Genomic DNA, 20,743 nt, shown 5'->3' on the forward strand with positions numbered 1-20,743 from the left:
ATTAACCTCGCACCGTATTACTGGTTTGCTGGGCTATTAAAGAAATAAATTCCTCCTGAAATACTTCATACCTATCTAATAATCCGTTAGCGCGGGTAGTATATCGATTGTATGCAATAACAGCAGGGATAGCAGTAAACAGGCCTAAAGCCGTGGCTACTAATGCTTCAGAAATACCCGGGGCAACCATCGCAATAGTTGCTTGCTGTGCATGCCCTAAAGCTTGGAAAGAAGTCATAATCCCCCAAACCGTACCGAATAAACCTACGTAAGGCGCGATAGAGCCTACGGAGGCAAAAAAGGGCAAATGCTGCTGTAAACGCTCTGCCTCTTTGGCATTACTAATTTGCATCACCCTTTGTATAGGCTCCAATGCAATCTCACCTAATTTGCTGACACGCAAGAACTCTCTAAATCCCGAATGGAAAATGGCCGCCAAACCCTCTCTGTCATTCACCTTACTGTCTAAATCCGTAAACAAACGACTTAAATCGGTGCACTCCCAAAAACGCGTACTAAACGCGTCGTATTGCTGTTTTAATCTTTTAAAAAACCAGGCGCGCTGAAAAATGAGAGTCCAAGAAATAATGGATGCGGCAAGTAAAATCAGCATAACTGTTTTTACTACAAGCCCAGCTTGCATAAAATAACCTAATACACTGGCATGATTCCCCACTTAATTTCCTCCAATAAATTCTTTCGGCAAACGTTTTGGCTTTAATTCATTATTCACACAAACAACCCGAACAATGGCCTCACACAATAAATTTCCTGATTCATTATGTATGAATTGATTAAATACCAGAGTTGAAGCCCTAATATTCTCACAGCTCGTTTTAATAGTTAATAGATCATCCAAACGCGCTGGAGCATGATATTTCAACTGTACTTCATGAATGGCGAAGTGTGTACCATGTTTTGCCATCATAGTCAAAGATAACCCAGCATTGCGAAACATTTCTGTACGTGCTCGCTCAAAAAAATAAAGATAATTGGAATGATATACAATACCCATAAGATCAGTATCTTCCACATATACCCGAAATGTTGCAGCACTCTCTGTAGCTAAAAATTTATTCACTAACATTAAAAACAAAACCAAAATGTTGATAAGCCGATTGCGTTGCCGTACGACCGCGTGGTGTGCGCATTAAATATCCTTGTTGGATTAAATAAGGCTCTAACACATCTTCTATTGTATTTTTTTCTTCACCAATGGCAGCGGCAATACTATCAATACCAACAGGACCACCGTCAAAACGTTCAATAATAGCAAGCAATAACTTCCGGTCCATTACATCAAATCCCAAGCGGTCTACATGCAGCATCTCCAAGGCACTTTTTGCTATAGCAGCAGTGATAATTCCATCCCCTTTAACTTCCGCATAATCCCGCACCCGTCGTAATAAACGATTAGCAATCCGCGGTGTCCCTCGCGATCGCTGTGCAATCTCGTGCGCACCCTCCTCATCCGTTTTTACCCGCAAAAGTCGGGCAGAACGGTTTACTATATGAGTAAGTGATGCTATCGAGTAGAATTCCAAACGTTGAACAATACCAAAACGATCGCGCAAGGGAGAGGTTAAGGAACCAGCTCGTGTAGTAGCCCCTACTAAAGTAAATGGGGGTAACTCAAGTTTAATGGAACGCGCTGAAGGCCCCTCACCTATCATTATGTCCAACTTGTAATCTTCCATTGCCGGGTAAAGTATTTCCTCGATGACAGGGCTCAAACGATGAATTTCATCAATAAATAACACATCATTTTCTTGCAAATTGGTAAGAATAGCAGCAATGTCTCCTGCTTTTTCTAACACAGGACCTGAAGTCTGCCGTAAGTTCACACCCATTTCATGGGCAATTATATTCGCTAAGGTAGTTTTACCAAGGCCTGGTGGGCCAAAAATAAGAACATGATCGAGCGGTTCAAATCGTTTTTTCGCTGCATCAATGAAGATACGCATTTGCGTACATACTTCCTCTTGACCAATATACTCTGCTAAAGATAAAGGTCTAATCGCACGATCGAATGCCTCTTCCGAATCAATAGTCTGCGTGCTTATCAAGCGATCACTTTCCAACATTATAATTATTTTTATAGAGATGAATTTCGCAATTTTACCACGGGTTTTCTTGTGTCTCTAATGAATTTGTTAGCATCTTAAATTTCCTTGATCACGCTTGGTGGCATCAAGGCTGCCTATTCAGGTATTCTTAGTATCAGTTTTAGACGAAAGATTGGACGGCAAAGGGGCGAGATAAGTGCAGCATGATGCGGGGAAGCCTTAATTTAAGCTCCTGGTTTTTTATAATTATTTGCCTTAATTTGTATATTTCTGTACAATTTGTTCACTAATGGTCACCTGGTTTATGATGGATCCACTCTCTAAAGTCTCACGCTTAATATCTCTCGATGTGTTTCGCGGGTTGACTGTATTTTTAATGATTCTGGTAAATAGCCCAGGTAATAATGTTGCCTATACTTGGCTTGAGCACTCAGCGTGGAATGGTTGTACCCTGGCCGATTTAGTATTTCCTTTTTTTCTCTTCATAGTAGGCGTATCTTTGGTATTTGGCTTGTACAAAAACAGGGGTTCGAAGCGCCCCGCCCTTCTCATTTTTAAAATTCTTAAACGTACTCTTTTTATATTTTCCCTCGGTTTGTTATTAAATTTTTATTCTGCCCATTTTGAATGGGAGCAGATACGATACTTTGGAGTTTTACAGCGTATTGCTGTTTGTTATGGGGCCGCCGCACTCCTTTTCTTAACTTGTACCATGAGAACACAAATCATAATAACAGGCGGAATCCTCTTAACTTATTGGCTCATATATCTATTATTCCCGGATTTAACCCTTGCAAATAATCCTGCGGCTTATGTGGATCGATGGTTTTTTTCTTCACAACATTTGTATGGAAAAGTATATGATCCAGAGGGTATTTTAAGTACACTCCCCGCACTTGCCACTACGTTAATAGGCGTGTGCATTGGTTATTGGTTAATTTGCATTACCAACGAAAAAGACAAATTAACAGGGTTGGTATTATTTGGAGTCTGTCAGTTAGTATTAGGATGGCTATGGAGTTTTTCATTTCCATTCAACAAAGCCTTATGGACTAGCTCTTATGTATTATGGACTGCAGGTATGGCTACACTCTTGCTGGCCACCCTCTACTGGTTAATTGAAATTAAGTCTTGGCGATTTTGGACAGCCGGCTTCATCTTGTTAGGTACGAATGCGATGTTGGCGTATGTTCTTCATGTATTTTTTCTAAAGCTACAGAGCAGAATATACCTCTATCCTGATGTTAACTTAAAAAATCACCTCACTAATCAATTATTTGGATGGGCAAGTCCACTAAATGCTTCTCTTTTTTATGCACTCAGTTACACAGTGTTTTGGATTATAGTCTTGTCTACTTACATCCAAATTAAAGTAGGTTGGTGCCGACAGCCCTACAAAAGATGTTAAGAAGGAGTGTTAGGTCGGTACCAACCTACATTTTTCACATTTCATGATTGACTATAAGATGCAATTTTTTATTCGTTTCCAGGGTTATCTGGTCTAAAAAAATAACTAGATTTTTTCTCTTTTTATCCTTTTTTAAAGTTAGCAATAAAAATAACCCACATTCAAAACTAATACGGGCCTTACTGAACTCCATAAATGGCTTGTCATTTGCAGATAAAACCCATTTTTTTCCAATATATTGTAGTTTTTTATAATGATAAGGAACTTTATCTTTGATTTGAATGAAAAAATGATAAGAAAGAAAAATGGTCCATAAAAAGGTAATATAACCGGGAAAAGAAGAACAGATTAAACTGTATAAGCCTAATATATAAACTACAAAAATAATTTTAATATAATCTTTAGAGAGGTTAAAATCTATGCAAAGCTCGGACGGTATTGACAATTTCCGCTATGACCTCGTCATCAGGCTCTTCCTGTCCCATTAACCAAAAATATAACTGTGGATCGGAATAGGTTAGTAGTGTTTCAAAATTAATTACTTGCTCGTCGGAAAGCAAAGCAAAACCATCGTTTAAAAATCGATTAAGAATTAAATCCAGTTCCAGCATACCTCGACGGCAGTTCCATTTAATTTTGGCCTTTTGTTCGGGTGTAATCATAGTTCAACTCAAAACATTTTTTTGGGATTATAGCTATATCGAAGAAACTAGAAAATAACCAAATTAAGGCAGGGTGTTAATGCACAATATTCAAGTAAATGAAAGAATCTATACCAGCTATACAAATACGGTTGAGGAATTTAATTTCCTTCCGTATAAAAACTATTTATTTGAAATTCCTTACTTAGGGTTAATCAATGTAGAAGGTGATAAGTCTAAAGATTTTCTGCAAGGCCAATTATCATGTGATCTTCGAAAGGTAACCACAGAGCAGATGCAACATGGTGCGCTCTGTGATTTAAAAGGACGGGTATTTGCCTTACTGGATGTAATAGCACCTAATTCGCAAGGAGTGACACTTGTTTTAGCAAATGATTTAATCCCGGCGACCATACAAACATTAGCGAAAGCTGCGGCATTTTCTCGGGTAAAATTAAGCCCCGCAAACGCTAAAATTTATGGCTTTTATTTACAAAATCCAAATGATATTTTTCCTTCCCTAAACCATTTCCCGCAACAAAATTTTGCTATCACAAGTGATAATCAGCATTTTATGTATCATTTAGGTAATAATTTTTATGTGATTATCACCAAGGAGGGATTGGACAATTCAAAATTTATAGAAATGAATCAATTTCGCGGCTCCCTTGCATGGCATGTTCTTCGCTTGAAAAACCATGAATTTCAGATTTACCCTACTACTAAAAACTTATTTTTGCCGCACCGATTAGATTTACATTTACATGATTATTTAAGTTTTGATAAAGGGTGTTATAAAGGGCAAGAAATCATCGCGAGAACGCACTACCGCGCGAAGTTAAAACATGAAATGAAAGTATTTACAGTTAAAACTTCCTCCCCACCTGTTTTAGGTAAGCGATTATTAGCTATTCCCGATAACAAAGATATAGGGGAGATAGTAGACTACAGTCCCATTAAGGAAGATGAATATTTAATTGCTACCAGTATTATCTTCGAACACCCTAAAAAGGTAAAAATAGAAGGTAACGAGGAAGAAATAACCCTAACTTAACTATTCCTTCTTCCCCACATATAAAAAATGCTCAGAGGTGGCTATACCTTCAAGGGTTCGCGCGGTTTTCTCCGGTTATTTTTTATTCCCACCCGGTAACATTGTTTGTAATACGTTATCTTTGTCTATCAAGAAATGTTTTAACGCTCCACCTACGTGCAAAACAATTAAAGTGATTAAAGTCCAGGCAATAAATTCATGAACTTCTGCCATAAACTCTGCTAGCGCTTCATTAGGCGCTATAGGTAAAGTGACCGTAAATAAGCCAAAGAAGCTTGGAGGATGATCTGCTGCCACGGACATAACTAGCCCCGAAATAGGCATGAGAATAAGAAATAGGTACAAGGAGTATTGTACTATTCTTGCAACCCACTTTTGCCAGGTGGGTACGGTTTTTGGCAAAGGGGGTTTACCGCGGTAAAAAATCCATAGTATTCGAATAATCATTAACAGAAAAATTAAAAGGCCAATCGATTTATGAATGAAATAGGCTTGAGGCTGGTATTGCTCCTGAATATCTTCCATGAAAAAACTCAAGGCAAGCATAAGAAGCACTAATAAAGCAACTACCCAATGGAAAACCTTGGATGGGTTTGAATAGCTAATAAGATTTTTTTTTGGCACTTTCAAAATCCTTTTAAAAATGGCTAAATGTGGCATTTAAATAAAATGCCACTCCGACGTTTATTATACCTCTTCAAACTCTTTATGATTCTGATTCATTTGTAAAGTAGTTTGGGTAAGATCTAACAGCTCACGAATAGCGACAAAAAACATAGTGTAATTTAAAACTCCCGTTGAACGCAGGTTTGATAAAACCTCTTTCCATCGTTGAATCAAAGATCCTTGCTTTTCGGCCCAATTTTTTAGGCAAGTCGCGACATCGTTTTTCTTAGAATTCCCCTGTAAAATACCCGCAGTTAATTGTCTTTGCTGCCAATCAAGATCATCGCGCAATGCCTCTCTGGACAGAGCTTCCCAATGATTTTCAGTGGAGTGGACAATCACTTGCGTACGGATCCATGCCAAATCGAGGAACTCACCTATACCAAAATAAGCTTCTGCCACTTGAGTTATATTCATATCCAACTCATGAGCAACTTCAATGATATCCATAGCTGCAAAAAGCCCGCGAGTAATTGTAAGCTCATGCGCAAGTATCTCAGAAAGCCCCATTTCCTTATATTTATTTAAAACTTCTTTGTATTGCTTATAGTTTTCTTCCCCAAATACGGCCGGCATGGAATTTTTTAATTCTTGAAGTCCGGGCGCATAAAGTTTGACGGTTTTACTAATATTTAAACGAGTACGTTGAGTTCGCAAGAACCAACGAGTAATACGTCTTAACAACCTTACATACGTCATCATTATTTCATTTTGCGTACTCACATCGACTTGGTTATCCAGATTTTCAATTTCTCGCCAAATAGTATCCATATTCAAAACGCTACGCGCAATCATATAAGCGCGCACAATGGACGCTGTTGGAGCACCGGTTTCATCTTGCAAGCGATAAATGAAAGTGAAACCCATTTCGTTAATTATGATATTACTGACTTTAGTAGCAATAATTTCACGTTTTAATGGGTGGTTTTGCATTTCTTTGCTAAAACGATCTTGCAAAGGCCTGGGGAATGAATTCACCAAAAATTGCTTTAAAAAAACATCTTCGGGCACATCAGACGCTAGAATGGCCTCTTTTAGAATTATTTTGCTATAGCAAAATAATACAGCCATTCCCGGTCGGCTCAATCCTTTGCCGATAAGCTTATGCTCCATAATCGTTTTTTCATCAGGCAAGAATTCTAAATTCCTGTCAATTTTACCGGTGCGTTCTAATTCGTTAATGTAACGGCTTTGCAGTTCAACCGAACGCATCGCTTCAGACGACAGCAAGCTTAAAGCACGTGTTTGTAAATAATTATCACGCAAAACTAAATGAGCAACCTCATCCGTCATTTCCACTAATAGCTCATTGCGCTGTTTAGGCGTCATATCACCTGAGGAAACGATTGAATTGAGAAGAATCTTAATATTTACTTCTTTATCGGAACAACTTACACCCGCCGAATTATCAATAAAGTCAGTAAATATTAATCCACCATTTAGTGAATACTCCATTCTGCCTAGTTGTGTTAATCCTAAGTTACCACCTTCACCCACAACGCGACAGCGAAGCTGATTGCCATTAATTCGAATAGCGTCATTAGTACGGTCACCCACTTCGGTATTTGATTCAGTGTGTGCTTTTACAAAAGTACCTATTCCAGCACTCCAAAGAAGATCAACCTTAGCCTGCAGAATTATTTTTATTAATTCATTGGGTTCGATGGTATTTTGTTTAATATCAAAAAGTTTTTTCATTTCCGGGCTAACAGGAATCGATTTTGCATTGCGATTGAAAACCCCGCCACCAGGAGAAATCAGATGCGGATCATAGTCTTCCCAAGTAGAGCGTGGTAAATGAAATAAACGATTACGTTCTTTTAAACTAACTTCAGGATCGGGAGTTGGATCAATAAAAATATGAACATGATTAAATGCCGCGACTAATTGAATGTGATTCGACAAAAGCATCCCGTTACCAAACACATCCCCGGCCATATCACCAATACCCACTACCGTAAAATCAGTAGTTTTTATATCAACGCCCAGCTCATAAAAATGACGCTTAACCGATTCCCAGGCGCCTCTCGCCGTAATCCCCATTTTTTTATGGTCATATCCAACCGAGCCACCCGAAGCAAATGCATCCCCTAACCAAAAGCCATACTCCAGGGAAATAGCGTTCGCAATATCGGAAAAAGTTGCTGTGCCTTTATCTGCAGCAACTACCAAATAAGGATCGTCTTCGTCATAACAAATAACTTCTTTTGGCTTTGCAATTTGTCCACCGTCGACATAATTATCGGTAATATCTAATAAGCCACGAATAAACTGTTGGTAACAAGCAATACCTTCTAAGGATATTTCTTCGCGCGTCGCATTAGAGGCAATTTGTTTCGGTACAAAACCTCCTTTAGCGCCACTGGGTACAATCACTGCATTTTTTACTTGTTGAGCCTTCATTAAACCCAAAATTTCCGTGCGGAAATCTTCTTTTCTGTCAGACCATCTAATACCACCCCGGGCTACTTTACCGCCGCGTAAATGAACGCCTTCAAAACGTGGTGAATAAACAAAAATTTCAAACAGAGGATACGGCTTTGGCATTCCCGAAATAGCTTTGCTATTTAATTTAATGGAGATGTAATTCTTATACTCTCCCTCTTTATCAACTTGATAGTAATTCGTGCGCAACGTAGAGGTAATTGCTTGCACGAATTGACGAATAATTTTATCTTCGTCTAAATTTTCAACACTATCCAGGTCTTTAAAAATTTCTGTAATAAGGTCGTCTGCCTTTTTCTCTCTATTGCTTGACTTCCCTGGCTTAAATCGAATTTCAAATAGATTGATTAATTTTTTAGCAATATGTGCATTATTATTCAAGGCGCCCTGAATATAATCTTGGCTGAAAGTAAATCCTATTTGCTTGAAATACTTAGAGTATGTACGCAGTACAGCAACTTGGCGCCAACCCAAACCTGCAGCTAAAACCAACTGATTAAAACCATCATTTTCCGCATCACCAAACCATACGCTCGTGAATGCGTTTTGAAATAACTCCCTTATTTCATCGAAATTAATTTGCTCACCGTTTTTATAATACAGTGAGAAATCATTAATCCAGGTAACCTTATCGTCCTTAAATTTAATAACATAAGGGCGCTCGCTAATCATGCGCAGCCCTAAATTTTCAATAATTGGCAAGACATCTGACAAGGGCAAAGTTACATCATGCTGATATATTTTAAGGCGGAAATTCTCAGCAAACTCATCTAAGGGCCGGTAAAAATTCATTCCCAAAGAATGCTCTTCGTTTAGCTCTTCCACATGTTTAATATCAAACACGGCGGTTCTGGGGGAAAAACTTGCTGTGTAAACTGCAGGAAAAGCATCTTTATACTTATTATATAATCGATTAGCTTCCTCTTCTCCATAGGTTTCATAAAGAAACTGTTGTAAATCATCAATCCAGGAGCGCCCGATTTCAATTAACTTTTTCTCTATCTCTTTAAAATCATATTTTTTGGTATCTTGTGGATTAATACGAATAATAAAATGAATGCGAGCCAAAGCCGATTCGGAGAAGTGAGTTGAGAATGTTATTTCTGTAGCATTAAACGCTTTCTCTAACTCGTCTTGCATAGCTTGACGCAATTCTGTATTAAAGCGCTCCTTGGGAACATATACCAGACAAGAAATAAAACGACGATAAACGTCTGTTCGTGCGAACATCCGAATTCTACGCCGCTCCTGCATATAATAAATGCCCATTGCCATTTCTAATAACTCATCCTCAGAAGCCTGGATTAAGTCATCCCGTGGTAAAGTTTCAAGAATATTTAATAAAACTTTGCCCGCATGGCTACGTGGATTAAGATTTGAGTTTTTCATAATCTGCGCCACTTTATGACGCAAAAACGGGATATGTTTAGGATTGGTGTTATATGCTGCAGAGGTATACAAACCAATTATTCGGCGTTCACCAATCACCTCTCCTTTATCATTAAAGCGCTTTACACCAATGTAATCTGTATAAGCATCCCTATGAACCGTTGCTAGAGTATTCGTTTTTGACATAACTAATATGCGAGGTGACAGTGTTAATTCTCTCGCTTCAGGTGTCATCGCGGTAATACTGCGGGCATTTGATTTACTTAAATTCTGGCGCAAAACCCCAAAACCTGTTTCAGGGACTGCTTGCAATATGGTTTCTTTCCCTTTCTGCACTAATTCGTAATCTCTAATGCCTAAAAAGGTGAAATGGTGATCTTCAATCCAGTGTAAGAAGGCTTTCGTTTCTTCAACTTCGCTAGGATCCAGACTCGCGGGAGCATTATCAAGTTCAGAAATAATACTACGAACCCGCTCACGCATTGGCATCCAGTCTTCCACAACCGCAATATTATCTTCCAGGACTCTTTCAAAATTTTGATGCAGCTCATCTAAAATTTTTGGATCCGTTTGGCGATCAATTTCCATAAGAATAGGTGCATCCGTTTCAGCCCCAGGAGGTAATTCACCATGTTTAGGGAGAACAGCTGTCACTTCATGATTGGGTCCTCGCATTAAGTGAAGCCCTCCCATGGAGATAATCAAGTGGGAAGAAATCCCCATTCGACTAACAACCATACGGATGGAGTCAACAAGAAAGGGAATATCCTTACAAATAATTTCAACTACGGTGTGGGTAGTTTGCCAACCGTGTCGTTCATAGTCTGGATTATAAATGCGAATTTTTGTTTCATTCGGAGCTCTAAACTGAATAAGGCTCCAAAAATTAACAGCCGCCCCATATAAATCTTCTATTTCCCATTCTTTTAAATCATCTAAAGCGACTCTGCCGAAAAATTGGCGAACAAATTCGGCACAAAATATGGCTTGATCACCCACCATTTTTTGCTTGATCTTTTCTACCACTTCTTCAATTATTTGGTCTTTACCCTCTTCAAACTTATAAGACATTCACTCTCACCTTTTGGCATGTCACTCAATAAACTGTGCGCATTATATACCTATTTCACAATGCAACAAAACAATTAGGCGCTGATTTCTTAGGCAATTGAAACAACTTTTGTATTAACAAATTCTAGTATACCTTCGCGCGATAATTCACGGCCAAATCCTGATCTTTTAATCCCGCCAAAAGGAACACGCGGATCCGAAGCGGCATACGTATTAATAAAACAGGAACCGGAATCAATTAAGTCAGTGGCAATTGCCTCCCCTTTTGCGATATCACGCGTAAAAATCGCAGCACTCAGACCAAATCGGGTTTGATTTGCTAAACGAATGGCTTGCGCTTCATCTTGAGCCTCTGTTATAGCAATCACAGGTCCAAATAATTCTTCATCAAAAGCTGGCATACCAGGACACACATTAATAAGCAAAGTTGGGGGGTAGTAATATCCTTTTACATTTTTGGGGATTTCTCCACCTACAAGCAAGATGGCCCCTTTTTTAATACTATCTTGTACTTGCTTATGCAAATTATCACGTAAATCCGCCCTTGCCATTGGACCCAATAGAGTATTTGCATCCATAGGATCACCTACCGTGAAATTTTTCATCACTTCTTTAATACTGTTTAATAACGGTTCGCTTACCGACTTTAATACGATCGTGCGTTTAGCAGCTATGCATACTTGGCCGGTATTACTTAAACGAGAAGTTACAATGGTTTTAGCAGCAAGATCGATGTCTGCATCCTCTAAAACTATATAAGGGTCACTTCCTCCAAGTTCTAATACAGACTTTTTTATGTGGCTGGCAGCATTAGCCGCTACAATACTTCCTGCGCGCTCACTACCAGTTAGGGTAATCGCTTCAATTTTATCATGCGCGATTACTTTAGCAGCTAAATCATTATCAAGAATCAAGTGTTGAAATAAATGCTCCGGAAATCCCGCTTCTATAAAAAGTTCCGCAATTTTATTTCCTGAACCTGTGGTTATAGGAGCATGTTTTAGAATAATGGCATTTCCGGCCATAATCGTTGGGGCGGCAAAACGAAAGACCTGCCAGAAGGGATAATTCCAAGGCATGATGCCAAAAATTACTCCTAAAGATTGATAACATACTTTCGTTTTTTTCATTTCTGTTTTAATTTCACGCGGTGCTAAATAATTTTCAGCCTCATGAGCAAAGTGCTCACATACCCAAGCACATTTTTCAATTTCACCCACTCCTGCCTTCAGGGGTTTTCCCATTTCTTGTGCAATTAACACTGCCAACTCTTCTTTTTTCTGACGCAATAAATTAGCTAAAGCGATCATACGCTGTGTACGCTGAGAAAAGGCCGTTTTACGCCACACGCAATAACACAAGTGTGCTGCGTCAATTGCAGCATTCATTTGCTCCAATGTAAGCAAAGGATAGTTTTGTAATATCTCTTCAGTCGCAGGGTTTATTGTTTGAATTTGCATAAAAAATCCTTATTTCTTTAAGTATTATCCGTTTTACAACTTTCTTCTTTTCTTGCGTATGTCTTTTGATTGTTGTTACTATTCACTTGTAATTATATAACTCAGCTTTTCAAGTAGGATAACTGATGAGCAATAAAAAAAAAAATTATCATCCGCTCCATTATCTTTTAGCCTGGGCGGTACATATATTTACCGCTAGCGCTTCATTCTTCGGCGTTTATTCTTTATATGAAATATACCACCATCAATATATAGCTGCTTTTTGGTTAATGGGAATTACGGTTTTTATTGATGCTATAGATGGTACATTGGCACGATTGGTTAAAGTAAAAGAAATATTGCCGAAATTTGACGGCGCCCTTTTAGACAATATTGTTGATTTCCTTAATTATGTAGTTACCCCCGCTTTTTTTCTTCTAGTAAAAGAAGACATGCTGCCACCCGGATTAGAAATAGTAATTATATTAGGGATAACCATTACTTCCTCTTACCAATTTTGCCAGGAAGATGCCAAAACCCCCGATCATTTCTTCAAAGGTTTTCCTTGTTATTGGAACTTTGCAATTTTTTACATGTTTATTTTTAATACATCCATGGTTACTAATGCATGGATTTTAAGTGTTTTGTGTGTACTTATTTTTGTTCCGGTTAAATATGTTTACCCTTCCCGCCTTGATTATTTAACCCAATCAAAAAGGCTTAAGTTGCTGATGCATTTGTGTTCACTTCTTTTTGGTATCAGTTCCGCTTTAATTCTCTGGACTTATCCTGAGCAGCATCCTGCACTATTAGCAATTTCATTGGGTTATGTGATTATGTATTTAATATTGAGTATATACAGAACCTATTCTCCTATGCTCATTGCGAAAATAAATGCTATTAAGGACTAATTAACACCCAAAGTTTCTAGACTTTGGCTTATTTTTTATTAAAATACGCAAAAAATTTTAACAATAATGTGGGGTTCGTAATGTTACGTTTTATTTTGATTTCTAACTTTTTAGTAATCTCTTTATTAACAAAAACGTTTGCAGCCTCAACATTTCCGCGCGGATGTGAAGTAACGGGTTATGGTTTTAACCAAAACCTTTTGGTGCTTAACGAAACCGGAAATCAAACGCTTTATTTAATTCAGAATCGCTCAGACGCGCAAATTGAACTAGAACGGCAAGATTCCAAAGATACTTTTATGAGCCCACAATTACAAAGCAAATTAGACCCCAATAACTGGGCTGCTTTTGCTTCGGATGAAGCAAACTTTCAATTTCGATGTTTTGTTCACCAAAATAATAATACCGCGATAGTTAATTGTAACGACGTTTTAGAAGTTTGCCAGTATCCTAGAGTAAAATTTGCCCTGGCAAATATGGGCAACTACTGGGTTTCAACTAATAAACCACAATCACAGGTAATCAAAGATGCTACAGATAAAGGCATTTACCTTAAATGGTAAATCGCCTGCAGAGGTATTCTTCACCTTAATTGGCATTATTGGGGCTATTACTGTTTTATTTGGCTTTTCCCAGCCTTTTGCGCAAATTTATTACATTGTTGGTGCCAGTTTACTGCTCTTCACCGCCCTATATTTTAAGCTGGTTTATTTCATTGCTTTAGAATTAATTCTTATAGCAGGGCATGGAGCTATTCTTTTGGGTATAGGGCCTATTCAACAAATTATTTTACCCAGTTTATTATGCCTGCAACTATTCGTTTATTATCTTTTAAGCAATGAATTAAAAAATATTTTCCGTGTTATCGGAGTCATAGGAATCGCTTTGGTTTCTATTGGGCTCTCATTAACCCATATTTGGGTTTCCCTTTTTGGGGCACTCAGTGTGGCTATTTATGCGGGTTATGAAGTGCACCTTGGGAAATCAGCTGCAGCCATTTGGTTTTTTCTTAACCTAATATTTGTGTTAATAACGGGATTTCTTATTTTTTATTGAAAGGATTGGAGAATTTTTATGGTTAAGACTGCTTCAACCATGATTGACCTGGGAACAAATGCCCCACAGTTTAAATTAATTGACGCTGTTAGTGGAAAACAAATAAGTTATTCGGATAATAAAAATGCAGTTGCCACTGTAATAATGTTTATATGTAATCACTGCCCCTATGTGAAGCACATCAACCATGAATTAACGCGCCTGGCAAATGATTATCTAGCAAAGGGTATCCAATTTTTTGCCATCAATTCAAATGATGCAACCCAATACCCTGAAGACTCTTTTGAAAATATGAAAATGAATGCAAAAGTTCAAGCCTATCCCTTTCCCTATTTATACGACGAGACTCAAGAAGTAGCTAAAGCGTATCAGGCAGCTTGTACTCCTGATTTTTTTATTTTTAACCATCTTAACGAATTAGTGTACCGCGGACAGCTAGATGATTCGCGCCCGGGCAATGGTATACCAGTAACTGGAAGTTCCATTCGAGACGCTCTTAATTGCCTGCTTTCAAATAAAGAAATCACTAAAGATCAAAGTCCTAGTCTTGGATGTAATATTAAATGGAAAAGTTAGAATCGGGTTCTAATCTACCCGTGGCCATCACCAATGATCTCTTGCGAGCAGCACAGTTAAAGATGTTAAGCATGCTTAAAGTCATTGATGCCATTTGCAAAGAGCATGACATCGACTATTGGTTGGATGCCGGAACATTACTGGGTTCAATTCGCCATCAAGGTTTTATCCCTTGGGATGATGACATGGATATTGCCATGCCAAGGAAAAGCTACGAGAAATTTTTACAAGTAGCACCTAAAGAATTACCTGCTCATATGTATTTGCAAAAAGCAGGCGGTGAAAAAGGATATTACAATTTAGGTACTCCTTTAAAAGTTAGAGACAAAAAAAGCTATTATCTTGAAAAGTACGAACGGGGGAATGAAACTTATACACAAGGCATTTTTATTGACGTATTCGTTTACGATAAGATGCCGGCGCATCCACTTATCCATAAATCAATGAAACGCATTTCCCGCAAACTCCTTCGCATCTTGGGAACCAAGTACTCCTCCTTACCTATGGGCAGAAGCCATCAGCTTTATAAAACGTTAGGTTATTTTTTTCCGAAAATATTTTTAAATAAATGCCTGGATCTAATGGTCCACTACGCTAATAAACAAAATACTCCTTACTTGGGAAGAGGATATCATTGCAAAAAGGTAACACATATCAAGTTTGAGGAAGTATACCCGCTGAGAAAAGGAGAATTCGAAGGGGAGTCTTTCAATATACCAAATAAAGCCGAATTCATTTTAAGAAAAGAATATGGCGACTACTTAACTCTGCCACCAGAATCAGAGCGCACGCTAAGACATTGCAAAACATTAATTATGAAACAATGATAATGGGGGAGTTTAGGTATTTAACGGACGTTGAAAACCAGGTTGCAAAACCAACTACTAAAATGCAGGGCTGAGCCGAGAGACCCACCCTACATTAAATTACTATTTTGCAGGAGTGATTTCCACTTGCACTTTAGCAATTACATCACTATGCACATGGATTTCAATTTCGTATTGGCCAACAGAGTGGATAGGACCTTCTGGCATAACGATTTCTCTTTTGCTTACTTCAACAGACTTAGCTGCTAAAGCATCTTTCACTTCGTTTGGGCCGATAGAACCATACAACTTTCCTTCGTCACTTGCTTGCGCAGAGATAACTACCGCAGTGTCGTTTAACTTGGCAGCGCGTTGCTCTGCCGCAGCTAATGATTGCTGTGCTTTCTTCTCTAATTCAGCACGTTTTTCTTCGAAAAGTTTAATATTTTCTGGTGTAGCGAAAACTGCTTTACTTTCAGGGATTAAATAATTACGTCCATAACCAGGTTTAACGTTAACCTTATCCCCTAAATTTCCTAAATTTCTTACTTTTTCTAATAAGATAACTTCCATCTTAAAAACCCCTTATGCTCGATTATCTGCATTAACCGCAAGATAACTTCTAAAATTAAAAATACTATCTAATGAACCAAAAATCACATAGAGTGGCAACATAACAAACGGCAAAAATATCAGCGGAGTCACTAGTAAGAAAAGGGATGTAACAGGTTTTTTATTATAAAGTATATGGGACCCTAAACTTAAACCGGCTAACATAAAATAAACCATTAACATGGGAAGTATATTCATAGCCAACACGTTTCCACCATGCGCAGCAAATAAACATACCAGCAATATTAATAGACCTATTTTATCGCCCCGAAATGTTTCCATTTCTTTTTTAAACCCTCCAGGATAAAATAACTCGGCTTGCACTGAACGCGCAAGCATAAGTGCGGAAATCCCGGAAAGTATGACTCCAACCGCTTGAACACCAACTAAATAATTAGCCAAAGTAGTTTGATTCAGTCCCCTATTCATTAATATATCAAAAGCAAAATTATCATTTTGAACTTCCGACAATAAATGCTGAATAAACTGAAACTGAATTTCAATATATTCAGGGGCAAAGGTTTGTAAACATAAGGCCGCAATACTAACTTGTAACAAGCAAATAATTGCTACCCAACGCCAACTCTTCGTTAAGCGCAAAGTAATTGCCGCAAAAAATCCCGGCAGAAAGGTTAACAATGTGTTAGTCAGCCCTATAGTTAAGGAGGAAAAAAAGCCTGCACAAATAAAATAGGCAATCATCCCAGCCAGCAACAAAGGAAGACCCTCACGTATACCTTTTCTTAAGGTAATCAGAGCAATCACTGCTAACGAGAGCCAATCTGTATAGGGGATAACCGCTAAAAAAACAGTGTGCAAAAATGCATTTTGCTTTTTTCCTAAAACAAATTGGCCTTGTTTACGAATAAAACCACTAAGCAAAGTCATTATTATTTATGGCTATCGCAGTATGGCAATAACCCTATGAAGCGAGCATGCTTAATAGCGCTAGCTACTTGACGCTGCACTCGAGTTGAAATGCCGGTTATACGACTGGGTACTATTTTGCCGGTTTCACCAATATAATTTTTTAAAAGATTAACGTCTTTATAATCAAATTCATTAGCACCTTCGGAGGCAAAACGATTCATTTTTTTACGACGAAAATGGACTGACATTTTTTTCTCCTAAGCAGCACGCGTTTCTTTTTCTTTCTTCATCATAATCGATTCAGAAGTAATGGGACCTTTACGTTTTATAATTAAATGACGCAATATAGCATCATTAAATTTGAACGCTGTTTTCAACTCTTCGAGTGCCGCTTCATTGCATTCAATATTCATTAAGATATAGTGGGCTTTATGAACGTCATTGATAGTATAAGCTAATTGCCTACGTCCCCAATCTTCTTTGCGGTGAATTTTACCATCATGCTTGCTAATGATCCCTTCATAGCGCTCAACCATTGCTGGAACTTGCTCGCTTTGATCAGGATGCACCAGAAACACAATTTCATAATGTCTCATAGTTAAACTCCTTATGGATTATAAAAGCCTTCCCAATAACATGAGTAAGGCAAGGAACCTTTAAAACTACTTAATAGAGTGTAAAGGTATAAAAAGCGCACAATAATACCTTATTTAAGGGACAGTAGCAATTATATAGGTGATGCAAACCGCACAATAGTACAATCGCTCAACATACTATGATCGTCATTCAGCACCATTTCCCAGTGATATTTTTTTGCACAGAGTTTAATTATTTTTATTTGCAATTACCTAGCTAATCGGTTATAACATATTAAAAAATAAGAAGGTTTTTTATGGACATCGTAACCATACCTTTTGAAGAATCCCTCGTTATTTGTATTGGTGGTGAAATCGTTAAAGTGGTAGCTTTTAAAACCCAAGAACATGGAAATGTAAAATTTGGGGTTCAGGCGCCACGCTCTATTAATGTGCATCGCGAAGAAATTTACCATGCCATTAAGCAAAAACAGCAAGAAGCCGTGGTGGAATAACCTTCGCGCATGAATGCCATTTCTTTTTGGAATCTTTTACTAAGTATACTTCTATGCGCTTTATCTTCCCTTGTATTTGGCGTTAATTTTTTATTTTTTAAATATCCTGGAAATAACTATTTTCCTCCTAATACCCTCTTCATTGCCATTGCTTTATTACTTATGTATTTTGGATTTTGGTTGCAATATGGTAAAGAAAAAAAAATTACGCAATTGTTGAAAGAAACGATTTATTTTTTTCTCATCATGTCCATCTTAGCGCTTACCACAACCGCTGCGCAATTTACTCCTTATACTCCTATAGACAAATGGATAGTCCAATTAGAAACCTATTTTGGTTTAAATCTTTCTGCGGTTATTGCATGGACAAACCAGCATACATATTTTAAAAAATTTCTAGGATTTATATACGATACTTTACCCTTCCAAATGGCTTATATTCCTTTATTAGTTATACTGTTTGGGAAAAAGCTCTATATTCGAGAATATTATTTTCTATTGCTCTTAAGCGGTTTGATTGGTTTTACTATTTATTATTTTTTCCCTACCACCGCGCCGGCAAGTATTATTACAAGTCCTTTTTTCAGCCAAGAACAATATGCGACAGGTCTAAAATTTTTTCAAATTCATCATCACATCACCCCGAGCACACTTGATGGAGGGATGGTGGCTTTACCCTCTTTTCATGCCATTTGGGCTTGGTTCTGTTGTTATTTATTAAGAGAATGGAAGAGTATGTTTTACGTGTCCCTTTTTTTAAATCTGTTTCTTATCCTTTCCTGTGTTTTACTCGGGTGGCATTATCCCCTTGATATAGTGGCAAGTGGGATTATCATTCTTTTATCCCACAGTGCTTACTGGCTCATTAATAATTCTTACCGAGGTACCCACTTTTACTTGTTCAAATAAATATTCTATATCTTGTGGTAACATGCGAATACACCCTGCGCTTACGCGTTCACCTACTCCCCCATGACTGTTCGTTCCGTGGATTAGGTAGGTAGACCAACCTAAACGTAATGCATAACGCCCTAAAGGATTACTTTCATTAGGGGGAAAGGACTCAGGAATAACCAGGCCATTCTTTTCACCTTCTTTTTGTAATTTAATTGAAGGCCTCCACGTAGGATCTTTTACTTTTGCAATAATTTTTGTAATTCCCAGGGGAGTACTCCACCCTTTTCGCCCAATTCCCACAGGGAATGTAAATACAACATTCTCATGGGGAGGAAAATAATATAGCCTGAAGGTTGCCAAATTAATAATAATTCCGTGCCATGGCCCTTTCGGGAGTTGAAATCGAGTGGGGAGTGTAATTTTAACTTGTGGGGAAAGTATGTGATCACTGGGTAAGTTGGGATTGGCGAGCATCATTTCGTTAAGGCCTAAATCATTACGAATACCTACCTCTCTTAACGTTTCTCCATACTCAGCATGGTCATATGTAATTTTTCCTATCGTAGAAGAGCCTGGTTGGATAACAAAAGTTTCAGCATGAACACCAAAAGAAAAAAATAGACTGATAATAAAAAACGAAAAAAAAGACGTTTTATAAAAGATTAAATGAATAATACATTTCTCCATTTGCATCATTTTGCACAAAACCCTGCATATTCATTTTCATTAATAGGGAATCCGGGATTACATTGATTTTTTGTGGCCATTTAAACAGCATAATTGTCAAAACATTTCTATGTTCGCCTTTAATTAAATCAAAAGAATGTTCCTTATTGGGAATCATTCGATGTTTTTTATCATATACGCTTTCTAAATAGTTTTTTATTTTTATCACTACATTTAAATGTCCCTTATTCATTAACATAAAGCAAACTCCTACTTCAACAATAACATCGTTTTCAGTACGCCGAATTATTTCATCAATATTTTTTTCAAAATAATCAATGATCCAATTTAGCATTTGCTCATCCGCTTCATTTTGATAATAGTTACTAGAGGCAATAATAAAATGCGTCAGTGCATATATTTTGATAGTGTAATCAGTCGCTGACAGTCTTTTGTCTTCTTCATCTGGAAAAACTTTCCTGAATTTTTGGATGAACCTCTTTCTCAAATCAGCAACCCCTAAATCGTAAAGATAATAAACATAATTGACACACTGGGCACCACAAACCTTTATTGTTTTTTCATCAACCAAGAAAGGTTCAATGGTATTCATTTGAGATTTAATATAATTCAGCCCTTGTTCACTGGCAGGGAATAATGGAGTTTTCTCAAATTTGTAATAGTTAATTTTTTTAATTAACAATAACAAATTTAAATAAAAAGCCGCCCTATTCCATTCTTCAATTTTTTTGAATCGTAATTTTTTTCGAACTGCATCGTTGTCATGTAGAGTTAACAGACGTTTATTTTCTTCATCAATTAGAAAATCATTACTCAAATTACTCACTAAGTACTTAAATCTTTCACTTAATGCATACATATATAGAAAGAGTGGATTCAGGTAAGAAGTATTCCCTGTAATAATAAACAACCGGGTTGAGAAATGTTCTTGCAGGCTAAGGGGGAGTATATATAAATGGGACTGGTAGTTATCCAGGATCTCATCACCAATATTAGCATGGCCAATTGAACTAAATAAAAATAAGCTTAATATCAATGATTTCATACGTTTGCTACTAT

Annotated in this window: 23 protein-coding genes; 9 read left to right on the forward strand and 14 right to left on the reverse strand. The window is 37.5% G+C overall.

What is annotated here, in order from left to right:
* Position 1 precedes the first annotated feature (1 nt).
* From tolQ to ruvB, 3 genes are read right to left on the reverse strand one after another with little or no spacing between them, the layout of a single operon-like run.
* Positions 2 to 676, reverse strand: coding sequence for a protein TolQ (gene tolQ, locus EL206_RS04970; RefSeq protein ID WP_058462697.1), 675 nt, complete (start codon positions 674 to 676; stop codon positions 2 to 4).
* On the reverse strand, positions 677 to 1,081 hold the full coding sequence (gene ybgC / locus EL206_RS04975) for a tol-pal system-associated acyl-CoA thioesterase (RefSeq protein WP_267885274.1): 405 nt from the start codon (positions 1,079 to 1,081) through the stop codon (positions 677 to 679).
* A complete protein-coding gene (ruvB, locus tag EL206_RS04980; RefSeq protein WP_058462695.1) occupies positions 1,074 to 2,084 on the reverse strand; it encodes a Holliday junction branch migration DNA helicase RuvB in 1,011 nt (336 codons plus the stop codon). The genes ybgC and ruvB overlap by 8 nt, the downstream gene beginning before the upstream one ends.
* A gap of 271 nt (positions 2,085 to 2,355) precedes the next feature.
* Here ruvB and EL206_RS04985 point away from each other — a divergent pair, with 271 nt between their 5' ends.
* Positions 2,356 to 3,474, forward strand: a complete 1,119-nt coding sequence (locus EL206_RS04985) for an acyltransferase family protein (RefSeq protein ID WP_084758881.1) — start codon at positions 2,356 to 2,358, stop codon at positions 3,472 to 3,474.
* A 34-nt stretch (positions 3,475 to 3,508) separates the two neighbouring features.
* On the opposite strand, the gene EL206_RS09970 is transcribed toward EL206_RS04985, so the two are convergent.
* Complete coding sequence (locus tag EL206_RS09970) at positions 3,509 to 3,919, reverse strand: hypothetical protein (protein WP_058462693.1); 411 nt, start codon at positions 3,917 to 3,919, stop codon at positions 3,509 to 3,511.
* Positions 3,885 to 4,136, reverse strand: coding sequence for an FAD assembly factor SdhE (locus EL206_RS04990; RefSeq protein ID WP_058462692.1), 252 nt, complete (start codon positions 4,134 to 4,136; stop codon positions 3,885 to 3,887). Before EL206_RS04990 ends, EL206_RS09970 begins: the two co-directional genes overlap by 35 nt.
* A gap of 79 nt (positions 4,137 to 4,215) precedes the next feature.
* Between EL206_RS04990 and ygfZ the strand changes: the two genes are divergently transcribed.
* The gene (gene ygfZ, locus EL206_RS04995) at positions 4,216 to 5,169 is read left to right on the forward strand and encodes a CAF17-like 4Fe-4S cluster assembly/insertion protein YgfZ (RefSeq protein ID WP_058462691.1); all 954 of its coding nucleotides are present in this window, start codon (positions 4,216 to 4,218) and stop codon (positions 5,167 to 5,169) included.
* Positions 5,170 to 5,244: 75 nt separating this feature from the next.
* On the opposite strand, the gene EL206_RS05000 is transcribed toward ygfZ, so the two are convergent.
* The 3 genes from EL206_RS05000 to EL206_RS05010 all read right to left on the reverse strand — a co-directional run bounded on the left by EL206_RS05000 (position 5,245) and on the right by EL206_RS05010 (position 12,200).
* Positions 5,245 to 5,793: a cytochrome b gene (locus EL206_RS05000; protein ID WP_232048523.1), complete on the reverse strand. Its 549-nt coding sequence runs from the start codon at positions 5,791 to 5,793 to the stop codon at positions 5,245 to 5,247.
* 63 nt (positions 5,794 to 5,856) lie between these two features.
* Positions 5,857 to 10,740 carry an NAD-glutamate dehydrogenase gene (locus tag EL206_RS05005; RefSeq protein ID WP_058462689.1) on the reverse strand — a complete coding sequence of 1,628 codons (4,884 nt, stop codon included), beginning with the start codon at positions 10,738 to 10,740 and terminating at the stop codon, positions 5,857 to 5,859.
* Positions 10,741 to 10,829: 89 nt separating this feature from the next.
* Positions 10,830 to 12,200 carry an NAD-dependent succinate-semialdehyde dehydrogenase gene (locus tag EL206_RS05010; protein ID WP_058462688.1) on the reverse strand — a complete coding sequence of 457 codons (1,371 nt, stop codon included), beginning with the start codon at positions 12,198 to 12,200 and terminating at the stop codon, positions 10,830 to 10,832.
* A gap of 125 nt (positions 12,201 to 12,325) precedes the next feature.
* Between EL206_RS05010 and pcsA the strand changes: the two genes are divergently transcribed.
* From pcsA to EL206_RS05035, 5 genes are all read left to right on the forward strand, one after another.
* Positions 12,326 to 13,090 carry a phosphatidylcholine synthase gene (pcsA, locus tag EL206_RS05015; RefSeq protein WP_058462687.1) on the forward strand — a complete coding sequence of 255 codons (765 nt, stop codon included), beginning with the start codon at positions 12,326 to 12,328 and terminating at the stop codon, positions 13,088 to 13,090.
* An 80-nt stretch (positions 13,091 to 13,170) separates the two neighbouring features.
* Positions 13,171 to 13,653 (forward strand): hypothetical protein, encoded by a 483-nt coding sequence (locus tag EL206_RS05020; RefSeq protein ID WP_058462686.1) that lies wholly within the window; start codon positions 13,171 to 13,173, stop codon positions 13,651 to 13,653.
* Positions 13,619 to 14,146, forward strand: a complete 528-nt coding sequence (locus EL206_RS05025) for a hypothetical protein (protein ID WP_058462685.1) — start codon at positions 13,619 to 13,621, stop codon at positions 14,144 to 14,146. Before EL206_RS05020 ends, EL206_RS05025 begins: the two co-directional genes overlap by 35 nt.
* An 18-nt stretch (positions 14,147 to 14,164) precedes the next feature.
* Positions 14,165 to 14,722 carry a thioredoxin family protein gene (locus EL206_RS05030; RefSeq protein WP_058462684.1) on the forward strand — a complete coding sequence of 186 codons (558 nt, stop codon included), beginning with the start codon at positions 14,165 to 14,167 and terminating at the stop codon, positions 14,720 to 14,722.
* Positions 14,710 to 15,549 (forward strand): LicD family protein, encoded by an 840-nt coding sequence (locus EL206_RS05035; RefSeq protein ID WP_058462683.1) that lies wholly within the window; start codon positions 14,710 to 14,712, stop codon positions 15,547 to 15,549. The genes EL206_RS05030 and EL206_RS05035 overlap by 13 nt, the downstream gene beginning before the upstream one ends.
* A 102-nt stretch (positions 15,550 to 15,651) precedes the next feature.
* Here EL206_RS05035 and rplI read toward each other — a convergent pair whose 3' ends face one another.
* Genes rplI through rpsF form a run of 4 tightly spaced genes read right to left on the reverse strand, consistent with a single transcriptional unit; the run spans position 15,652 to position 17,606 of the window.
* Positions 15,652 to 16,101, reverse strand: a complete 450-nt coding sequence (rplI, locus tag EL206_RS05040; protein WP_058462682.1) for a 50S ribosomal protein L9 — start codon at positions 16,099 to 16,101, stop codon at positions 15,652 to 15,654.
* Between the two features lie 12 nt (positions 16,102 to 16,113).
* Positions 16,114 to 17,028 (reverse strand): hypothetical protein, encoded by a 915-nt coding sequence (locus EL206_RS05045; protein WP_058462681.1) that lies wholly within the window; start codon positions 17,026 to 17,028, stop codon positions 16,114 to 16,116.
* A gap of 2 nt (positions 17,029 to 17,030) precedes the next feature.
* Entirely contained in the window at positions 17,031 to 17,258 is a 228-nt protein-coding gene (gene rpsR, locus EL206_RS05050; protein WP_058462680.1) for a 30S ribosomal protein S18, read from the reverse strand.
* Between the two features lie 9 nt (positions 17,259 to 17,267).
* The gene (gene rpsF / locus EL206_RS05055) at positions 17,268 to 17,606 is read right to left on the reverse strand and encodes a 30S ribosomal protein S6 (RefSeq protein WP_058462679.1); all 339 of its coding nucleotides are present in this window, start codon (positions 17,604 to 17,606) and stop codon (positions 17,268 to 17,270) included.
* Positions 17,607 to 17,902: 296 nt separating this feature from the next.
* On the opposite strand from rpsF, the gene EL206_RS05060 reads away from it, so the two are divergent.
* Together EL206_RS05060 and EL206_RS05065 are read left to right on the forward strand one after the other, a co-directional pair.
* Complete coding sequence (locus EL206_RS05060; RefSeq protein WP_058462678.1) at positions 17,903 to 18,100, forward strand: carbon storage regulator; 198 nt, start codon at positions 17,903 to 17,905, stop codon at positions 18,098 to 18,100.
* A 9-nt stretch (positions 18,101 to 18,109) separates the two neighbouring features.
* Positions 18,110 to 19,009 carry a phosphatase PAP2 family protein gene (locus EL206_RS05065; RefSeq protein WP_058462677.1) on the forward strand — a complete coding sequence of 300 codons (900 nt, stop codon included), beginning with the start codon at positions 18,110 to 18,112 and terminating at the stop codon, positions 19,007 to 19,009.
* Here EL206_RS05065 and EL206_RS05070 read toward each other — a convergent pair.
* Both EL206_RS05070 and EL206_RS05075 read right to left on the reverse strand, forming a co-directional pair.
* Positions 18,941 to 19,684, reverse strand: coding sequence for a L,D-transpeptidase family protein (locus EL206_RS05070; protein ID WP_131739769.1), 744 nt, complete (start codon positions 19,682 to 19,684; stop codon positions 18,941 to 18,943). The genes EL206_RS05065 and EL206_RS05070 overlap by 69 nt on opposite strands.
* The gene (locus EL206_RS05075; protein WP_058462675.1) at positions 19,650 to 20,729 is read right to left on the reverse strand and encodes a DUF3541 domain-containing protein; all 1,080 of its coding nucleotides are present in this window, start codon (positions 20,727 to 20,729) and stop codon (positions 19,650 to 19,652) included. Before EL206_RS05075 ends, EL206_RS05070 begins: the two co-directional genes overlap by 35 nt.
* Between the last annotated feature and the right edge of the window lie 14 nt (positions 20,730 to 20,743).

The organism is Legionella adelaidensis, from assembly GCF_900637865.1.
Classification (GTDB): Bacteria; Pseudomonadota; Gammaproteobacteria; order Legionellales; family Legionellaceae; genus Legionella_A; species Legionella_A adelaidensis.